This is a genomic window from Amycolatopsis sp. NPDC051045 (assembly GCF_040682955.1).
In the GTDB taxonomy this organism is placed as follows: Bacteria; Actinomycetota; Actinomycetes; order Mycobacteriales; family Pseudonocardiaceae; genus Amycolatopsis.
In genome coordinates this window covers 22,905-42,500 of record NZ_JBFBCC010000017.1, presented here as the reverse complement: position 1 = coordinate 42,500, position 19,596 = coordinate 22,905, and the positions used below count along the sequence as shown (strand labels likewise).

The 19,596-nt window shown below is 71.9% G+C and carries 11 protein-coding genes and 1 tRNA gene; 8 read left to right on the top strand and 4 right to left on the bottom strand.

The window, feature by feature from the left end:
* Window positions 1-868: 868 nt before the first annotated feature.
* The 3 genes from AB0M80_RS32760 to AB0M80_RS32750 form a co-directional block, all read right to left on the bottom strand.
* Window positions 869-945 (bottom strand) — tRNA-Arg (locus AB0M80_RS32760).
* A 649-nt stretch (window positions 946-1,594) separates the two neighbouring features.
* Window positions 1,595-1,969, bottom strand: coding sequence for a peptidase inhibitor family I36 protein (locus AB0M80_RS32755; RefSeq protein ID WP_364572678.1), 375 nt, complete (start codon window positions 1,967-1,969; stop codon window positions 1,595-1,597).
* 177 nt (window positions 1,970-2,146) lie between these two features.
* Window positions 2,147-3,214 carry a LacI family DNA-binding transcriptional regulator gene (locus AB0M80_RS32750; protein ID WP_364572676.1) on the bottom strand — a complete coding sequence of 356 codons (1,068 nt, stop codon included), beginning with the start codon at window positions 3,212-3,214 and terminating at the stop codon, window positions 2,147-2,149.
* 73 nt (window positions 3,215-3,287) lie between these two features.
* On the opposite strand from AB0M80_RS32750, the gene AB0M80_RS32745 reads away from it, so the two are divergent.
* Together AB0M80_RS32745 and AB0M80_RS32740 are read left to right on the top strand one after the other, a co-directional pair.
* On the top strand, window positions 3,288-4,469 hold the full coding sequence (locus AB0M80_RS32745; protein WP_364572674.1) for an MFS transporter: 1,182 nt from the start codon (window positions 3,288-3,290) through the stop codon (window positions 4,467-4,469).
* 186 nt (window positions 4,470-4,655) lie between these two features.
* Window positions 4,656-5,834, top strand: coding sequence for an ATP-binding protein (locus AB0M80_RS32740; protein ID WP_364572879.1), 1,179 nt, complete (start codon window positions 4,656-4,658; stop codon window positions 5,832-5,834).
* Here AB0M80_RS32740 and AB0M80_RS32735 read toward each other — a convergent pair.
* Complete coding sequence (locus tag AB0M80_RS32735; protein ID WP_364572672.1) at window positions 5,808-6,446, bottom strand: phosphoglycerate mutase family protein; 639 nt, start codon at window positions 6,444-6,446, stop codon at window positions 5,808-5,810. The two genes, AB0M80_RS32740 and AB0M80_RS32735, sit on opposite strands and share 27 nt — an antisense overlap.
* 56 nt (window positions 6,447-6,502) lie before the next feature.
* Here AB0M80_RS32735 and AB0M80_RS32730 point away from each other — a divergent pair, with 56 nt between their 5' ends.
* The 6 genes from AB0M80_RS32730 to AB0M80_RS32705 all read left to right on the top strand — a co-directional run bounded on the left by AB0M80_RS32730 (window position 6,503) and on the right by AB0M80_RS32705 (window position 19,548).
* The gene (locus AB0M80_RS32730; RefSeq protein ID WP_364572670.1) at window positions 6,503-8,512 is read left to right on the top strand and encodes a cytochrome c oxidase assembly protein; all 2,010 of its coding nucleotides are present in this window, start codon (window positions 6,503-6,505) and stop codon (window positions 8,510-8,512) included.
* Between the two features lie 149 nt (window positions 8,513-8,661).
* Entirely contained in the window at window positions 8,662-10,338 is a 1,677-nt protein-coding gene (ettA, locus tag AB0M80_RS32725; protein ID WP_364572668.1) for an energy-dependent translational throttle protein EttA, read from the top strand.
* Between the two features lie 58 nt (window positions 10,339-10,396).
* The gene (locus tag AB0M80_RS32720; RefSeq protein ID WP_364572666.1) at window positions 10,397-13,087 is read left to right on the top strand and encodes a hypothetical protein; all 2,691 of its coding nucleotides are present in this window, start codon (window positions 10,397-10,399) and stop codon (window positions 13,085-13,087) included.
* 419 nt (window positions 13,088-13,506) lie between these two features.
* A complete protein-coding gene (locus AB0M80_RS32715; RefSeq protein ID WP_364572664.1) occupies window positions 13,507-18,504 on the top strand; it encodes an NAD-glutamate dehydrogenase in 4,998 nt (1,665 codons plus the stop codon).
* Window positions 18,501-18,920 carry a thioesterase family protein gene (locus AB0M80_RS32710; RefSeq protein WP_364572662.1) on the top strand — a complete coding sequence of 140 codons (420 nt, stop codon included), beginning with the start codon at window positions 18,501-18,503 and terminating at the stop codon, window positions 18,918-18,920. The genes AB0M80_RS32715 and AB0M80_RS32710 overlap by 4 nt, the downstream gene beginning before the upstream one ends.
* Window positions 18,913-19,548, top strand: a complete 636-nt coding sequence (locus AB0M80_RS32705; RefSeq protein WP_364572660.1) for a hypothetical protein — start codon at window positions 18,913-18,915, stop codon at window positions 19,546-19,548. Before AB0M80_RS32710 ends, AB0M80_RS32705 begins: the two co-directional genes overlap by 8 nt.
* Window positions 19,549-19,596: the final 48 nt, after the last annotated feature.

Genomic DNA, 19,596 nt, shown 5'->3' with positions numbered 1-19,596 from the left:
TCTCCGAAAATGCCTTTCCGGCAATATGGAGAAAGCACGACCGGAGATACTCAAAATGGCGGAATCGTGGCCGGACGTCCCGATCTGCGACCCACGTCACACCGAACGGCCGCGTGGCCCCGCCCGGCCGCGAGCCGGCTGAGGTCGCCGGATGATCCGCACGTCGCCGCGGTGGCGCCCGGCAGAGGCACGGTCACCAAGGGTGGCCCATGATCGAGAGGCAGTCCGACGGGCGTTTCCGGCCAGACGGCGAGCGGCGAGTTCGGCGCCCGCATCCCGATCCGCCGAAGATCAGCGCGCTCGTCGCCTGCCTGCGGGGCCGGGGGTGGGGCACGCCGTCCGGACCCGTGTCAAGCCGCGTCCGATGTGGAGGGCAGCCTCTCCGGGGGCTCTCCACGCGTGGGGGGCGTGGGTTCCGGAGCGGGCCCGGCACGGTCGGCCAGGTAGCGGAGCTTGGTCAAGTGGCGCTGGACCAGACCTGCTCGGCGGGCTTCGTCGAGGGCCGTCCGGGCGATGGTGTTTTGCCTGCGTCGGCGGTGTCGGCCGCCGGGTGCTTCTTGGTTCACCTCGGGTGTCCCTTCCGTTGAGGTGCTTCACTCGATCGTGTGGGGCTGGACGCGAAGCTCGGGTGCCGGAGCACGCACAAACCGCGGTCGACCGGTCAGGTCACAAGGTTGTTTCGAGGAGAGCTCGTTCGGGGACCGTTGGGCCACCTGGGCGCTTACGCGGTGCGCCTTCCGGAGTCCGGCGCCCGGAGCGGACGAGAGACGGGACCGTCCACAGTGGGAGTACGGCCGACGAGGACGCTGTGGGCACGATCACTGGCCCGGGGTACGCCGTGCGCTGCTGCGCACGGCGTCTTCCCTGGTGGCGCCCCCGGCAGGACTCGAACCTGCGACCTAGAGATTAGAAGGCTCTTGCTCTATCCAGCTGAGCTACGAGGGCCCGCGCCGACGGCCGCTGCCGGTGACCCGGCACTGGCAGCTTAGTCGTCGCCATCCACTCGATCGTTCGACACCGGCGAATCGTTTCAGTTCTCGTTCGACGTAATTCGCGAAAGTGGCGTAGACCCTCTTCCTGTGTCCGGGGAAGCGCTGAGCGTGACCGAGCGGGCTTCTCCCCGCCGCCGGAACCTGTAATCTGACCGTCAGAAGGCTCTTGCTCGTCCAGTCGGAACCCTGCTCGCCCGCGACGGTGGCGGGCAGGCAGCGCTGTGGGCGTCCGCGCGTCGCCGGCTGCCCGCCGCAACGGGCGACAAGCCGGTCTCTGCGCGATTCCGGAAATGGCCGTGCTCAGGACCCTCCTGCCTGCGGAAACATCTGTGGCGACCATCCCGGAGCCCTCACGAGGGGCCCTGGCGCAGCCCTGACGCCCCGAGGACGTGCCGGGCCCCTGGTCCTCTCAGTCACGTCCCGCGCGCAGGACGTTGCTCAGGGGTCGCGGAACGGCTGTCCAGGGGCCCGTGGGCGCGCCCTGCCGCTGGGCGCGCCCACGGGGTGGGGCCGCTTTCGGGGGAGCGGCCCCGGTCGGGCCCGGCCGCCGCCGCGAGCCGGCTCCCCTTGGAGCGGACGGCGTGCGGGCCCGGGTCAGGTGGTCACTCCCAGATCTGGATGCCGCGGACCAGGAAGGGGGCGTCCGGCACGAACGTGCCGCCACCCGGATAGGTGACGAAGTCCCCTTCGGTCGAGCATTCCTCGCTCTGGTACACGGTGACATCACGGGTCATCAGATTCGCGAACGACGACCCGTCGAATCCTTCGGGTAGTGGAAGGCATTCCTCGGTATTGGCCGTGCGCAGGTCGAAACGCTGGATTTCCCCGCCGTAGCCGTCGGACGGCCACAGGCAGAACTCGCCTTTGCGGCAGCCGGGATCCGTGCCGGCGCTGGCGGCTCCGACGCTGGTCAGCAGGCCGACCATGGCCAGGACCACGAGGTGCGGCAGACGGGAACGAAAACGACGTGAAGACATGGTGGATTTCCCCTCCGGAATCGCGGCTTTCGCGGGCCGCGGTGAACGTGTGATTTCAGATTGGCGGGCGGCGGGGGATTTGTCAGCCCGCAATTTTCATTCTGTGGACAACCGGTCGGCGCGGGGATGGTTGTCCACAGGTCCGCGAAGGGGTCTTGCGTACGAGCGGAGACGGTGTTAGGCGGGGCCCGTGCTGCCGCGCACCACGAGCGAAACCGGCACCTCGGCCGACGCCGACGCCGACGACGCCGCCGAACCGCCGTCCAGCAACCCCAGCGCCAGTTCCCCCGCGATCCGGCCCTTGGCCACGAGGTCCTGCCGGACCGTGGTCAGCGGCGGCGAGGACCACGACGCCGGCGGGCTGTCGTCGAAGCCGGCCACCGACAGCTCATCCGGCACGCCGATCCCGAGCTGCCGGGCCGCGGCGAGCACCGCCAGCGCGAGCTGGTCGGACATGCACAGCACCGCTGTCGGCCGCGGTGACGCCCGGAGCAGCGCGAACGCCCCGGCCATCGCGCTCTCCGCGCTCAGCCCGGCGGCCTCCTCGACGACGACTTCGCACGACCCCAGCTCGTCCAGGTAGCCGGCCAGCCGTTCGCGGACGTCGTGGAAGGGCGCGGCCGCGGCTTCCGCCACGGTCAGCCCGCCCCCGCCGGGCGTGAGGTGGCTGCACGCGGCGAAGATCCCGAACCGCCGGTGCCCCAGATCCAGCAGGTGCCGCGCGGCCAGTGCGGCGCCGAGCCGGTCCGCGCAGCCGATCCGCGCCGTGCCGGGCAGCAGCGGCTGGTCGATCACCACGAGCGGCAGCCCCCGCGCGCGCACCGCGTCGAGCGCCGCGGCGCCGTCGGGCAGCGAGTACACGATCGCGATGTCGGCCTGCGCGGCGAGCACGCGGTCGGCGGGCGGCCCGCCGTGCGCCCCGCCGGGCAGGAGCAGCAGGGCGTGCCCGCGCGGGTCGATCACCCGCGCCAGCGCGTCGAGGGTCAGGTACAGCGCGGGGTCGGAGAACGCCATCGACAGCGAGGTGTCCAGCAGGACCGCGATCGCGCCCGTGCGGCTGGTGGCGAGGCTGCGCGCGGTCGGGTCCGGACCGGGGTAGCCCAGCTCGGCCGCCACCCGCAGCACCTGCTCCCGCAGCCGGGCGGACAGCTGGTCGGGCCGGTTGTAGGCGTTCGAGACGGTGGCCCGGGAAACGCCGACGGCCGAGGCGACGTCGTCGAGCGTGGGACGGCGGCGCCGGGTCATCCGCGCAGCTTAGCCGTATCCCGTGGACTTTCTGAAGCGCTTCAGTCAAGCTGGTGACCGGAAGGGGGAAGCCATGCGCGACCGGATCGCGGTGTTCACCGTGTTCGCCCTCAACGGGCTGGCGCTGGGGTCGTGGGCGTCGCGGACGCCCGCGCTGACCGCGCAGGTGCACGCCTCGCCAGGGGTGTTCGGCCTGGCCCTGCTCGGCGCCAGCGTCGGGATGCTCGCCGCCGCCTCGGTGTCCGGGCGGCTGATCGAGCGGATGGGCGCCCGGGTGGTCGTGGCCGGGAGCACCGCGTCGGCCGCCGGTTCACTGGTGCTGATCGGCTTCGCGCCCACCGTCCCGCTGCTGGCCGGGGCGCTGCTGCTGATCGGCGCGAGCGTCGGGATGCTCGACGTCGCGATGAACGTCGCCGGGGTGGCCGTCGAACGCCGCATCCGCAAGCCGGTCATGGCGGTGTTCCACGCCGGGTTCAGCTTCGGCGCGCTCGCCGGTTCGCTGGCCGCGGGCCTCGCTGCCGGCCACGGCTGGTCCCCGGCGCGCCACCTCACCGTGGCCGCCGTCGTCGCGGTGGTGGTGCTGGCGCTCGTGATCCGCGCCGTGCCCGGCATCCGCCCCGGGCACACGGAAGAACCCGTCGTCACGCCGGCGCGGGCGCCGATCCGGCGGCCGGTGCTGTGGCTGCTCGCCGCGGTCGCGCTGTGCTCGGCCATCGCCGAGGGCGCGTCGTCGGACTGGTCCGCGCTGCTGATGACGGTCGAACGCGGGGTGGGCCAGGGAGCCGCGGCCCTGGCGTTCGCGGGGTTCCAGCTGGTCATGGCGCTGGTCCGGCTGGGCGGCCCGTGGGCGCAACGCCGGTTCGGCCCGACTCGCTGTCTCGCCGTGGGGGCGACGCTGGCCGCGGCCGGCCTCCTCGCGGCGGCCACGATCCCGGTCGCCGCCGTGGGCTACCTCGGCTTCGCCCTCGCCGGCGCCGGCCTCGCGGCGTCGTTCCCGCTCGCCCTCAGCCTCGCCGGGGACGCCGGCAAGCGCGGCGACGGCACCGGCGGCGAACGGGAGATCGGCTTCGTCACGGCCATCGCCTACACCGGGTTCCTCGGCGGCCCGCCGATCATCGGCGGCATCGCCCAGGCGACGGACTACGACGTGGCGTTCGTTTTCGTGGCGTTCGTCGCGGTGTTGATCCTGCCCGCCGCGGTCGCCGCCCGGCGGTCGCGAAGGCGCGAGGAAGCGGACGCGATGGTCGGCCGATAGGCGTTCCGGGCCCGAAAGCCGGGCCGCGACCGGCGTTTCCGCCCCGGCCCGGCCGTTGACAGTTTCCTGGTGCGCCAGGCAAGCTGGACCCCGTCGGTAAACTGAAATGAATACGGCGACGTTTCAATTTCAGGTCGGCTGATCAGGGTAGGGGCCCTTGATCCGGGGAGGGACGTCGTGAGGGTTGTGCTGCTCGGCGGCGCGGGGGCGCTCGCCGGCCGGAGCGGGCGGTTCGGCGGGCCGGGACTCACGCTCATGCAGGACGCCGTGCCGCGGCTCGTGCTGGTGCCGGTCGCGTTCCGGCTGGCGCTGTTCCTGCAGGCGGTCTGGTCCGGCGGTCCGCTCGGCGCGCCGGTGCTCTGGCTCGCGGTCGCCCTCTACCTGGTGCCGAATCTCCTCGAAGTGGCCTGGGTCTTCCGCCGGGCCACCGGAATCCGGCCCGTGCTGGCCGCCGATACCGCGTACACGCTCGTCACGAGCCTGGCCGCGGCCGTGTTCGCGGCGCGGTCATCCGAGCTGCTCACCTTGGCCTGGCCGAACATCATGGGCACGGTCATGGTCTGGACCCTGCTGCGCGGCGCGCCGGCCGGCGCGGTCGCGATCGCCGGCGCGCTGCTCCTGCGGTACGTCATGGCCGCGGTGTCGGGCACCTCGGCGCCCGCGACGTGGATCCTGCTCGCCCTGGTCGCGGCCGCGGTCACGGCGCTGGCGATCGTGCTGCTGGTCGCCGGGTCGATGCGGGTCGCGCTCGGGCTGGGCGAGCAGCGCGGCCGGGCCGCGGAACGGGAACGGCACCGCCGCGACGTCCACGACACCGTGCTGCAGGTGATGGAATCCCTCGCGCTGCCGGCGCCCGGGGACGCGCTGGATCCGCGGGGCAGCCTCGACCAGGTCCGCCGCACCGCCCGCGCGCACGCCCTGCGGCTGCGGCTGAGCCTCGACGGCGACGCGCCCGCCGAGCCGGGCGGGCTCGAACACCGCCTCGGCGCGCTGGCGGTCGAGATGACGGCCGACGGCCTTCGCGTCGACCTCGTCGTACTCGCGAAGCCCACTGAGGTCCCCGAAGCCGTCGTCAACGCCCTTCATGACGCAACCCGTGAAGCGCTGCGAAACACGTTGAAGCACGCGAAGACGGCGAAGGCCGTGGTGTGCCTCGAAGCACGCGACGGCGTTGTCACGGTGTCGGTTCGCGACCACGGGACGGGCTTCGACCTCGGCGCAAGCCGTGCCGGGTTCGGCATCGAGAACTCGATCCACGCGCGGATGGCGGAAATCGACGGCGCCGCGCGCATCGACTCGGCGCCCGGCCACGGCACCCGGGTCGTGCTGAGCGCGCCGCTAAAGCTGGGTTTCCCCGTCGGGTGAGTTCCGCCACTGGGCGAACGGGCGGTCCAGCGACCACTTGCCGTCCTGTTCTTCGAGGACGCGGTATTCGCAGGTTCCCGGGTTGGACAGCGACTCGAACAGCTCGATGCTCCAGCCGAAGAGCCGGCGGCACAGCAGCCGCAGCGTGAGCCCGTGCGACACGATCAGCACCGTCTCCGGGTGACGTTCGTCGCGCAGGCGCAGGTCCGACAGGAACGCCGCGACGCGGTCGTCGACGTCCGCGCCCGACTCGCCGAACGGCAGCCGGTAGAAGAAGTGCCCGAACTCGTTGCGGCGCGCTTTCTGGACCGCCTGCTCGGCCGGGTCCTGCAGGTTGCCCCAGTCCTGCTCGCGCAGCCGCGGCTCCTGCACCAGCCGTTCGCAGGAGGCTTCGACGTCGAGCAGCCGCAACGTCTCCCGGGTGCGCAGGTACGGGCTGACGTACACCGCGGGCCGCGCGCCGTCGAGCAGCCGCGCGATCTCCGGCGCCACCGCGAGGGCCTCCTGCCGTCCCTTGGCGGTCAGCGGCAGCGCGTGGTCCGGGATCCGCGTGTAGGCGAGCTCGTCGACGTTACCGAGGGCCTCGGCGTGCCGCAGGAGGATCATCTTCACGGCTCCCATCCTGCCCGTCACGCGGGCCTGACCGGGGCGGGCCTACCCTCAACGACGTGTCCGCGACGAAATCCGACGTCCCCACCCAGCGCCGGGCCAGGGTGTTCCCCCTGCTCGCGGTCGGCGTGCTGCTGGCCGCCGTGGTCGCGATCGGGCTGATCGCGCTCACCGGGGGCGCCGGCTACGTCATCGCCGGCCTGCCCGACCCGGGGCCGGTCACCAAGTACGGCATCACCGTCATGCGCGTGCTGTCCGAATCCGCGTCGGTGATCTGCGTCGGGGCGCTGCTGCTGGCCGCCTTCCTGGTGCCGCCGCAGAAGTCCGGGACGCTCGGGCCCGAGGGCTACGCCGCCTTGCGCGCGGCCGGGATCGCCGCCTGGGTGTGGTTCGCCGCGGCCCTGCTCTCGGTGGCCTTCACCGCCGCCGACACCGCCGGGAAGCCGTTCGGCGACATCCTGGACCCGCAGACGCTGCTCGACCTCGTCGGCGCCATCGAACAGCCCAAGGCCTGGCTGTGGACCGCGCTGATCGCGGTCCTCATCGCACTCGGCTGCCGGCTCGCGCTGTCCTGGGGCTGGACGGCGGTGCTGTTCTTCCTGGCCGTCGGCGGGCTGGTCCCGGTCGCGGTGACCGGGCACTCGGCCAGCGGCGGCTCGCACGACGTCGCCACCAACAGCCTGCTGTTCCACCTGGTCGCCGCGGCGCTGTGGGTCGGCGGCCTGGTCGCGCTGCTGGCGCTCGGCTACCGGCGCGGCAACCACCTCGGCCTGGCCGCGCAGCGGTTCTCGAAGCTGGCCCTGGTCTGCTGGATCGTGATGGCGCTCTCCGGCGCGGTCAACGCGCTGGTCCGGATCGGCCTGAACGACCTGTTCACCACCGACTACGGCCTGCTCGTCGTGGCCAAGACGGTCGCGCTGCTGCTGCTCGGGGTGTTCGGCCACCAGCAGCGCGAAAAGGGTGTCGCGAACCTCGTCGACGGCAAGGGTGGCGGGCAGTTGCTGCGCCTGGCCGCGGTCGAGATCGTGATCATGTTCGTCACGATCGGCATCGCCTCCGGGCTGGCCAGGACACCGCCGCCGGCGGACGCGGTCACCCAGCCGTCCACCACGGAGCTGCTGATCGGCTACGACCTCGACGGCGCGCCGACGGTGTGGCGGCTGCTCTTCGACACCCGCTTCGACCTGGTCTACGGCACGCTCGCGCTCGTCCTCGGCGGCCTGTACCTCGCCGGCGTGCGGCGGCTGCTGCGCCGGGGCGACACGTGGCCGGTGGGCCGCACGGTCGCCTGGATCGCCGGCTGCGTCGTGCTGCTGATCGCGACGTCGTCCGGTGTCGGCCGGTACGCGCCCGCGATGTTCAGCGTCCACATGGGCAACCACATGCTGCTGTCGATGGTTGCGCCGGTGCTGTTCGTGCTCGGCGGGCCGGTGACGCTCGCGCTGCGCGCCCTGCCCGTCGCCGGCAAGGACGCCGCGCCCGGGCCGCGGGAGTGGCTCGTCGCCTTCGTGCATTCCCCGGTGTCGCGGTTCCTCACGCACCCGGTGGTCGCACTGCTGCTGTTCGTCGGCTCGTTCTACGCGCTGTACTTCTCCGGCCTGTTCGACGCCGCGCTGAGCTACCACTGGGCGCACCTGCTGATGAACGGGCACTTCCTGCTCGCCGGGTACGTCTTTTACTGGCCGGTAATCGGCGTCGACCCGTCGCCGCGGCGGATCCCGTACCTCGGCAGGCTCGGCATGATGTTCGCCGCGATGCCGTTCCACGCGTTCTTCGGCGTGATCCTGATGAGCAAGCAGACCATCATCGGGGACGCCTTCTACAGCCAGCTGCACCTGCCGTGGGTCACCGACCTGCTCACCGACCAGCGGCTCGGCGGCGGCATCGCCTGGGCCGCCGGCGAGGTCCCGGTGCTGCTGGTGCTGGTCGCGCTGCTGGTGCAGTGGGCGCGTCAGGACGAGCGCGAGGCGAAGCGGCGTGACCGGCGGGAAGCGGTGACCGGCGACGAGGAGCTGAACGCCTACAACGCGATGCTGAAGGGGCTCGCCGAGGGCAAGCGGGCCGATTGAGTCTCGACTTGTGGTTGAGGCTGAGCCCTCGGCCCGAGTCCCCGGAAAACGGCGGTTTCGGTACGCCCGCGGTGATCTCGGGCTGACATTCGGTAGTCCGACGGTGACCGGCGTCGAGCCGCGATCACGAGCGCTCTACGATCGTGGGTATGGCCGAGTTCATCTACACCATGAAGAAGGTGCGCAAGACCGTCGGGGACAAGGTCATCCTCGACGACGTCAGCACCGCGTTCTACCCCGGCGCCAAGATCGGCGTGGTGGGGCCGAACGGTGCCGGTAAGTCCACCGTTCTCAAGATCATGGCGGGGATCGAGCAGGCCAGCAACGGCGAAGCCTTCCTCCAGCCCGGCGCCTCCGTCGGCATCCTCATGCAGGAGCCGGAGCTCAACGAGGAGAAAACGGTCCGGCAGAACGTCGAGGAAGGCCTCGGCGAGATCAAGACCAAGCTCGACCGCTACAACGAGATCGCCGAGCTGATGGCGACCGACTACAGCGACGAGCTGATGGAGGAGATGGGCAAGCTCCAGGAGGACCTGGACCACGCCGACGCCTGGGAGCTCGACTCGACCGTCGAGCAGGCCATGGACGCGCTGCGCTGCCCGCCGGCGGACGAAGGCGTCTCGCACCTCTCCGGTGGCGAGCGCCGCCGGGTCGCGTTGTGCAAGCTGCTGCTGTCGGCGCCCGACCTGCTGCTGCTCGACGAGCCCACCAACCACCTGGACGCCGAGAGTGTCCTGTGGCTGGAGCAGTTCCTCTCCCGCTACGCCGGCGCCGTCCTCGCCGTCACCCACGACCGGTACTTCCTCGACAACGTGGCCGAGTGGATCATGGAGATCGACCGTGGCCGCGTCGTCGGCTACGAGGGCAACTACTCGACGTACCTGGAGAAGAAGCGCGAGCGCCTCGAGGTCCAGGGCAAGAAGGACCAGAAGCTCGCGAAGCGCCTCAAGACCGAGCTCGAGTGGGTCCGGTCCAACGCCAAGGCCCGCCAGACGAAGTCCCGGTCGCGGCTCGACCGCTACGAGGAGATGGCGGCGGAGGCGGACAAGCACCGCAAGCTCGACTTCGAAGAGATCCAGATCCCGCCGGGCCCGCGGCTGGGCAACGTCGTGGTCGAGGTCGAGAAGCTGCGCAAGGGCTTCGACGACCGCGTTCTCATCGACGGCTTGTCGTTCGACCTGCCGCGCAACGGCATCGTCGGCGTCATCGGCCCGAACGGCGTCGGCAAGACCACGCTGTTCAAGACCATCGTCGGGCTCGAGGAGGCGGACGACGGCGTGGTCAAGATCGGCGAGACGGTCAAGCTGTCCTATGTGGACCAGAACCGCGGTGGGATCGACCCGAAGAAGACCGTCTGGCAGGTCGTCTCCGACGAGCTGGACTACATCCACGTCGGGCAGACCGAAATGCCGTCGCGCGCGTACGTCAGCGCGTTCGGCTTCAAGGGTCCGGACCAGCAGAAGCCGGCGGGCGTGCTCTCCGGTGGTGAGCGCAACCGGCTCAACCTGGCGCTGACGCTCAAGCAGGGCGGGAACCTGATCCTGCTCGACGAGCCGACCAACGACCTGGACGTCGAGACCCTGGGCTCGCTGGAGAACGCGCTGGAGCAGTTCCCCGGCTGCGCCGTCGTGATTTCCCACGACCGGTGGTTCCTCGACCGGGTCGCGACGCACATCCTGGCTTGGGAAGGCACGGACGAGAACCCCGCGCAGTGGTTCTGGTTCGAGGGCAACTTCGAGGGGTACGAGAAGAACAAGGTCGAGCGCCTCGGCGCCGAGGCGGCCCGGCCGCACCGTGTCACCCATCGCAAGCTGACCCGCGACTGAGGGGGCGGGTTTCCCCGTGGAAGCCAGCAAACAGCACCGGACGGGCCCGCTCTCCCGAATGGAGAGCGGGCGCTCCGTCAATGCCGGGGGAACCCTCTCCGCAGTCGGCCGGCTGATCGAACGCGCGGACGCGCTGCACCTGCGGGCACCGGAACTCGCGCTGGTCCTCGGTGAGCGCGCGGCCGCGCTCTCGGAGGCCGCCGGCGCCGACGAGCAGTGGATCCGGGCGGAAAGCCTGGTCGTGTCTTCGCGCGTCCGGCTCGGGATGCGGCCGGGCTCGGCCGGGCGGGCGGTCGCGGCGTTGCGCGCGGCCGAGCACGCCGGCTACGGCGACATCGCCGCCCGGCTGCGCATCGACCTCGCCGTGTGCGCCCGCAGCCTGGGCGTGCCGCTGACCGGCCTCGCCGCGTTGCGCCCGGTGCTCACCGATCCCGTCGTCTCGCCGGTGCACCGCGCGGCCGCGCTGTGCCACCTGGTCGGCTGCCTCGGCCGGCTCGGGCGCAAGTCGGAGCTGGACCGCGTGCTCGTCGAGGCGGACAAGCTCGTCGTCGGCGACGATTCGCTGGGCGCCGACACCCAGCTGCTGGTGCGGGCGCTGCTGCGGGTCGGCACGGCCGCTCACCGGCGGCGCCACGGCGACCTCACCGCGGCGGCCGACGCAGCGCGGACCGGGCTCGGCTTCCTGGAGAAGCTGGACAACCCGGCCGACGACGGCGGCCTCGTCCGGATCCGGCTCGTGCTGCTGCTGGTGAGCACGCTGCTCGACCGCGGCGACACCGAAATGGCGTACGAAATCGCCGAGCCGGTGCTGGCCGAGCCGGTGCGGGCGGCGGGCGTCGCGCCGATGGGCTGGCTGCGGCTGGCCGTCGCGACGCGGATCCACCTGCCCGCGGGGTCCGGCGAAGCGGCGATCGAGCTGGTCCGCGAAGCCGTGGCGAGCACCGATCGGCACGGGCTGCCGGCGATCACCGCGCGGTTGTGGCTGGAGCTGGCGCAGCTGCAGGAGCGGTTCGGGCAGGCCGAGGAGGCCATCGCGTGCCTGTACCGCTCCCGGGCGGCCGAGCAGCTGCACGCACGGGCCCGGCGGCAGGCGTGCAGTGTGCTGGCCGGCGAGTTCGGCACCGGGGAACCGGCTTCGGTCGACCTGGACGAGGTGCTGAAGGCGGTGCCGTCGCGCCCGCTGCCGCTCGTCGCGGCCGAGCCCGCGCCGGTTTCGCAGCCGGCCCCCCAGCAGGCCCCCCAGCACGCTCCTGTGCCCGCCTCGGAACTCGCGCCGCGGACGCCCGCGTGGTCGTTCGGCCGCGAGGAGGCACCGGCGCGGCCGGAACCGCGGCAGCCGGCGCCCGCGTGGTCGTTCGAACGGCCCCGGGTGACGGCCGACGCGGCCGAGACGACGCTGATGCCGGCGGTGCGGGACGAACCCGCGCCGCCCTCGGTCCGGCGGCCGGAGCCCCGGGTCCGCCCGGAGCCGGTCGTCGTGGAGCCGGTCGTCGTGGAGCATCGCCCGGAGGCGCCACCGGCGCGGCCGGAGCCGATCGAGGTGCGGTCGGCGCGGGAGCCGGAGCAGCGACGCGAGCCGCTGGACGTGCGGTCGGCGCGGGAGGTCGAGTACCGGTCCGAGTCTGCCGAGAGGCGGTCGGCGCGGGAGCCGGAGTACCGGTTCGACGCTGCCGAGGCAAGGTTTTCGCGGGAGTCGGAGTTCCGGTCCGCGTCTGCTGAGAAGCGGTCGTCGCGGGAGTCGGAGTACGGGTCCGAGTCTGCCGAGAGGCCGTCGTCTCGGGAGTCGGACTACCGATCCGCGTCCGCCGAGTTGCGTTCGTCGCGGGAGCCGGAGCAGCGACGCGAGTCGCTGGAGGCGAGGTTTTCGCGGGAGCCGGAGTTCCGGTCCGACGCTGCCGAGCCGCGGTCGGCACGCGAGCGTCGCCGGGAGCCGGAACACCGGCCCGAACCGGTCGAGGTGCGGTCCACGCGGGAGCCCGTCGAGACGCCGCTCGAACGCCGTCCCGATGCGGCCGAGGCGCGGTCGCCGGAAGATCGTCCCGAGCCGGTCGCCGAAAGCGGGAAGACCAAGTTCTCCTGGGCCGCGCTCGCCGAATCGCGGCTGCGGGAGACCGCCGCCGAACGGGATTCGGCGCCCACCCGTGTCACACCGGCGTTGCCGCTCGCGCCCGAGCCCGCCGCCGAGCGGGAGCCGGAGCGGCGCCGGCCGGAGCCGCAGCCGTCGACGCGCCACGACGCCGAGCACGGTTCGGAAGCCGCCCGGTCGGTGCTCGACCGCCTGGGCATCTCCGCGTCGGGCGGTGCCGGCGGCCGTCGCCGGGCGGAGGACGCCGAACGGCCCCGCGCCGAGGAACCGGTCCGGCCCGAACCGGAACTCGCCCCGCCGCCGCGGCCGGAGGACGAACCGCCGTCGGTGCCGGACTACCGCGACGAAGCCGAGCCCTGGCTGCCGCGGCTGCGGATGCCACCGTCGCTGGAGCCGATGGAGGACTTCGGCCACTGGACCCCGGCGACGGCACCGTTCCCGGAGAGCTACGCACGCGCCATCGCCGAGGACGAGCCACCGCCGGACGCCGGGCTGGCCGACCTGCTCGCCCGCGCCCTCGCCGAGCACCAGGCGGGCACGGCCAGCGCGGCCGCGCTCGTCAAGCAGCTCGACGCGCAGGACGCGGGCCGTCGCAACGGCCACCGCCGCAACGGCCACGGCGCCGAGGTGCCGGACTCCCGCCGCCACGGCTCCCGCGACTGACGGCCGGACCCGGAAGCCACCGGAGAGCTGCCGGGGTTCACACCGATCGGTGCCGGTCGGTGAGGCACCCGGATTCGTCGCCGACTCGCCGCCGTGGGCTCCGTCGCACTTCGACGTCGCCGACCGGCCGACAGCGTTCGCCGAACGGTGTGACACCCGGTCAGCTGAACCGATCACGTGGCCCCCACCGCACCGACCGCCCGCGGAGCACGGCTGGTCAGCGTCGCGCGGACCCTCGCAACACAACCCGTCAGTAGCTTGACCGATCCCGCGAATTCGCTGGCCCGGAAGGGTTTTCGGGCCTCGGGCAACCCCCGGGTCTTCCTGTGATCCCCGATGGCGGCGCATTAGTGTGGGGTGGCCGGCTCAACGCCGAACCGGCGCGGTGCCACCTCACGCAAACTGGAGAGTTGCCTCAAATGAGCTCGACCGGAGTCTCGTCCCTACCCGGAACCGGAGCCGACGCCGAACCGGAATTCGGCGCTTCGCGCTCCCCGGCCAGCCCGGAGCAGATCAGGGACGACCTGATCGACTCCGCCGCCGGGCTGGCGCCGGAGATCGGTGAGCTCATCCGGCTCTACTACCGGCACATCCCGCCCGAGGAAATCGTCGGCGACGAGCCGGCGAACCTCGTCGGCGCGGTCCGGTCGCACCTGCAGCTGGCCAAGTCCCGGATGCCCGGCCGCCCGGCCGTGCGGCTGCTGAACCCGACCCTCGCCGAGGACGGCTGGGCCCGCGAGGCCACCGTCGTGCAGGTGGTCACCGACGACATGCCGTACCTGGTCGACTCGATCGCCGCGGAGTTCGCCCGCGACGGCGTGCAGGTGCAGCGGATTGTTCACCCGATCGTGGTGGTCAGCCGCGACCTCACCGGCGAGCTGCTGGAAGTGCACCCCGACGCGGACCCGGCCGAGCCGCCCGCGAACTCGGCCGCCGAGTCGTGGATGTACATCGAGATCGACTTCGTCACCGACCGCAACCGCGCCCGCGAGCTCGACAACCGGCTCTCCAGCGTGCTGGGCGACGTCCGCGAGGTCGTCGAGGACGCCGAGAAGATGGCCCAGACGGCCTGCCAGCTGGCGAGCGAGCTGGAGACGGACCCGCCGAAGCTGCCCCAGCCCGAGGTGGCCGAGGGCGCCCGGCTGCTGCGCTGGCTGGCCGACGGCCACTTCACCTTCCTCGGCTACCGCCGCTACGAACTGATCGACAACCCGCACCGGGACTCCGACGAACCGGCCGCGCCGGCCCTGCGCGGGGTATTGGCCTCCGGCTTGGGCGTGCTGCGCCAGGACAGCCTCGCCGCCCGCGGCCTGACCGCCGGCCCGGACACCGCCGCCACGGCGCTGGCGCCGACGCTGCTGGTGCTGACCCAGGCGAGCGCGCCCTCGACCGTGCACCGCCCGGTCTACCCCTACTACGTCGGCGTGAAGACCTTCGACGCCGACGGCAACGTCACCGGCGAGCACCGCTTCCTCGGCATGTTCACCACCACCGCGCTGCACGAGAACGTCCTCGACATCCCGGTGGTGTGCAAGCGGGTCCGCGAGGTCATCCACCGCGCCGGTTTCCCGATCGAGTCGTTCTCCGGCCAGCGGATGCTCGAGATCCTGCAGAACTGGCCGCGGGCGGACCTGTTCTCCGCCGACACCGACTCGCTGTACTCGACGACGACCGGCGCGATCGCGCTGTCGGACCGCCGCCGGCTGCGGCTGTTCCTGCGCCGCGACCCGTACGGCCGCTTCTACTCCTGCCTGGTCTACCTCCCGCGTGACCGCTACACGACGCGCTCGCGGCTGGCGATGCAGGAAGTCCTGCTCGAAGAGCTCGAAGGCACCCAGCTCGAGTACAGCGCGCGGATCGGCGAGACCGTCCTGGCGCAGGTGCACTTCGTCGTGCACACCGACCCCGCGCGCCGGCTCGAGCCGGACACGCTCAAGATCCAGGACCGGCTGAACGACGCCGTCCGCACCTGGGACGACCGGATGGTCGAGGCGGTCCTCGACGAACGCCGGGAGCGCGCCGACGGCGGCGTCGCGGTCGGGATCGTCGGCGAGGAGTCGGCCACCGAGCAGGGCCAGCGCTTCGCGAGCGTCTTCCCGGAGGGCTACAAGGAGGACTTCAGCGCCGAAGAAGCGCTGGCCGACCTCCGCGCGCTCGACTCGCTCACCGACGAAGGCGATCTCGCGCTGTCGTTCTACCAGCCGGCCGACGCCGGGCCGGGGGATCGGCGCTTCAAGCTCTACCTTCGCGGCGAGGGCGTCACCCTTTCGAAGGTGCTCCCGGTGCTGCAGGCGATGGGCGTCGAGGTGGTCGACGAGCGGCCGTACGAGCTGCACCGCGAGGACGGCGGCGCGTGCTGGATCTACGACTTCGGCCTGCACGTCGACCACAAGATGCTCGACGAGTCGGACGAGCACGCCGTCGACGAGCTGCGCGGGCGGTTCCAGGACGCGTTCGAGGCCGCCTGGCGGGGCGACGCCGAGGTCGACGGTCTCAACGGCCTCGTCCTGCGCGGCGGCCTGACCTGGCGCCAGGCCGCCGTGCTGCGCGCGTACTCGCGGTACCTGCGCCAGGCCGGCAGCGCGTTCTCCCAGGACTACATCCAGAACACGCTGCTGAACCACACGCCGGTCGCGACCACGCTGCTGCGGCTGTTCGAGACCCGGTTCGCCCCGCAGCTGTCCGACGCCGACCGCGAGTCCGCGACGGAAGCGCTGGCCGCCGAGCTGAACGCGATGATCGACGAGGTCACCAGCCTCGACGAGGACCGGATCCTGCGCCGGCTGATGGCCGTCATCCGGGCCACGCTGCGGACGAACTACCACGTCACCGGCCCCGACGGGCAGCCACGGCCGTACCTGGCGATCAAGCTCGACCCGGCCGGTGTGCCCGATCTGCCCGAGCCGCGGCCGAAGTTCGAAATCTTCGTGTACTCCCCGCGCGTCGAGGGCGTGCACCTGCGCTTCGGCCAGGTCGCGCGCGGTGGCCTGCGCTGGTCGGACCGCCGCGAGGACTTCCGCACCGAGATCCTGGGGCTGGTCAAGGCGCAGGCGGTGAAGAACGCGGTGATCGTGCCGGTCGGCGCGAAGGGCGGCTTCGTCGTCAAGCGCCCGCCGGCGCCGAGCGGGGACGCGAGCATCGACCGCGACGCCCAGCTCACCGAGGGCATCGCCTGCTACCGCATGTTCATCTCCGGCCTGCTCGACCTGACCGACAACCGCATCGAGGGCAAGACCGTGCCCGCGCCGGGCGTCGTCCGGCACGACGCCGACGACTCCTACCTGGTCGTCGCGGCCGACAAGGGCACCGCGAAGTTCTCCGACATCGCGAACGAGGTTTCGGCGCAGTACGGCTTCTGGCTGGGCGACGCCTTCGCCTCCGGCGGCTCGGTCGGCTACGACCACAAGGCCATGGGCATCACGGCGAAGGGCGCTTGGGAGAGCGTCAAGCGGCACTTCCGCGAGCTGGGCAAGGACACCCAGACCGAGGACTTCACCGTCGTCGGCATCGGCGACATGATGGGTGACGTCTTCGGCAACGGCATGCTGCTTTCCGAGCACATCCGCCTGGTCGCGGCGTTCAACCACATGCACGTCTTCCTCGACCCGAACCCCGACGCGGCGAGCTCCTACGCTGAGCGCCGCCGGCTGTTCGACCTGCCGCGCAGCTCCTGGGACGACTACGACCGCTCGCTGATCAGCGATGGCGGCGGGATCTACCCGCGCACGGCGAAGTCGATCCCGATCAGCCCGCAGGTCCGCGCGGCGCTCGGCCTCGACGACAGCGTCACCGCACTGGCGCCGATGGACCTGATCCAGGCGATCCTGCTGGCGCCGGTCGAGCTGCTGTGGAACGGCGGCATCGGCACCTACGTCAAGGCGGAGACCGAAACCCACCAGGCAGCTGGTGACAAGGCCAACGACGCCATCCGCGTCGACGGCAAGCAGCTGCGCGTCAAGGTCTTCGGCGAGGGCGGCAACCTCGGCCTCACCCAGCTGGGCCGGATCGAGTTCGCCCGGGGCGGCGGCAAGATCAACACCGACGCGCTCGACAACTCGGCCGGGGTCGACTGCTCCGACCACGAGGTCAACATCAAGATCCTGCTCGACCACCTGGTCCAGACCGGCAAGCTGGAGCGCGAACAGCGCAACGAGCTGCTGGAGGAGATGACCGACGAGGTCGGCGCGCTGGTGCTCAAGGACAACTACCGGCAGAACGCCGTCCTCGGCGTCAGCCGGGCGCACGCCGCGCCGATGGTCTCGGTGCACGCGCGGCAGGTGCAGGCGCTGGTGTCCGCGGGTGCCTTCGACCGCAAGCTCGAAGCGCTGCCCGGCAACTCGGAGTTCCGTGAGCTGGAGAAGGCGGGCGAGGGCCTCACCTCGCCGGAGCTGGCGACCTTGCTGGCCCACGTCAAGCTGGACCTGAAGGACAAGCTGCTGGCCAGCGACCTGCCCGACTCGCAGGTGTTCGCCGGCCGGTTGCCCGCGTACTTCCCGAAGCCGCTGCGCGAACGGTTCGCGGACGCGATCGGCGAGCACCCGCTGCGCCGGCAGATCATCACCACGATGATCGCCAACGAGGTGGTCGACGGCGGCGGTATCTCGTTCGTCTACCGGCTGATGGAGGAGATGAACGCGACCGCGACGGACGCCGTGCGCGCGTACGCCGTGGTGACGCGGGTGTTCGACCTCCCCGCCCTGTGGAAGGAGATCGACGCGCTGGACAACGTCGTGCACACCGACGTCGCCGACGCGATGGTGCTGGAGACGCGGCGGCTGCTCGACCGGGCCGCGCGCTGGTTCCTCACCAACCGGCCGCAGCCGCTGGCGCCGCTGTCGGAGATCAAGCGCTTCGGTCGGGTGCTGAACGACCTGGTGCCGAAGATCGGTGACCTGCTCCGCGGCCGCGAGGCCGAGTCGGTGCAGACGCACGCGGAGGAGCTGATGGCCGCCGACGTGCCGCCCGCACTGGCCCGCCGGGTCTCGCTGCTGCTGCACACCTACGGCCTGCTCGACGTCACCGAGGTGGCCGAACTCGCCGAGCAGCAGGTCGGCCTGGACGCCACGCACAGCCCGGCCGAGACCGCGGAGCTGTACTACGCGCTCTCGGCGCACCTGGACATCGATCAGATGCTCACCGAGATCAGCAAGCTCGAACGCGGCAACCGCTGGCACGCGCTCGCCCGGCTTTCGCTGCGCGACGACGTCTACAGCTCGCTGCGGGCCATCACGCTGGACGCGCTGCGGCACAGCGACCCCGGCTCGTCCGGTGACGCCAAGATCGCCCAGTGGGAGAAGACCAACGCGTCCCGCCTGCAGCGGACGCGCGTCTCGCTCGACGAGATCACCAAGTCCGGCCGGCTCGACCTGGCGATGCTGTCGGTGGCGGCCCGCCAGATCAGGAGCACGGTGCGGTGACCTACGTTTCGCTGGTCCGTCCGCGCTGGACGGACATGGACGTCTACGGCCACATCAACCACGCGAAGATGGTGACTCTGCTCGAAGAGGCACGCATCCCGCTGTTGTTCGACAACGCCGTCGAGGCCGGGCTCGAACAGCTGCCGAAGGGCATCGTCGTGGTGCGGCTGGAGGTGGCCTACAAGGCGCCGATCGTGGTGTCCGGGCAGCACCTGCGCGTCGACATCGACCTGACGGAGCTGCGGGCGGCGAGCTTCACACTGGCCTACCGCGTGCACACCGGGCCGGCCGAGTCGGACCCGGTCGCCGTCACCGCGGAGACGGTGCTGGCGCCGTACGACACGGTCGCGCTGCGGCCGCGTAGGCTCACCCCGGCCGAGTCGGAGTTTCTGAAGCAGGGGTTCGCGGATGCCTGAGTTGTTCGTGCCGGATGCAGCCGACCGGGAGACCCTCGGGGCGTTCGTCGCCCGCGCGGTCCGGCTGGACGGCCAGACGGCCGTCCGGCTGCGGCAGCGCGGCGACGGCGTGGTCGAGGCCTGGACGGCCACACCGTTCGAGTGCCTGGCCACCCGCGCGGTGGCCGGGGACGTCACCCCGGGCGACGTCACGGTGTCGGGCAACGAGCTGCTCGCGGCGCTGACCGTGGCGGGCGGCCCCCGGATGGACCCGGGCCCGGCCCGCGACCTGCTGTGGCACGGCGAGCTGCCGCCGCCCGGCCGCTGGCCGCTGGTCGACGAGCTCCCGGCGCGGATGGTGTCGGAACTGGCGGACCGCGGCGTGACGCTGGCCAGGGACAACGCCGGCCCGCACGGCAACCCGCCGTCGTCGCTGATGGACCAAGCGGTGCTGACGGTGAGCGGCGGCTCGGTCGAGGTCAAGGTCCAGATGCGGTGCCTGTTCGCGATGTCCGGCATGGGGTTCGTGGATTCGGACGTTCCCGGCGACGTGGTGCGCGTGACGGCGACGGACTCGTGGCTGCGCCTGGACGCCCGGTACGGGGCGATCGTGCGGCGCCGGCACGCGCTGCTGCCGCTGCTGTTCTGACGAAGTCCTTACGGCGGTCACCGCCCGGCCCGGGCGGTGGCACGCTGG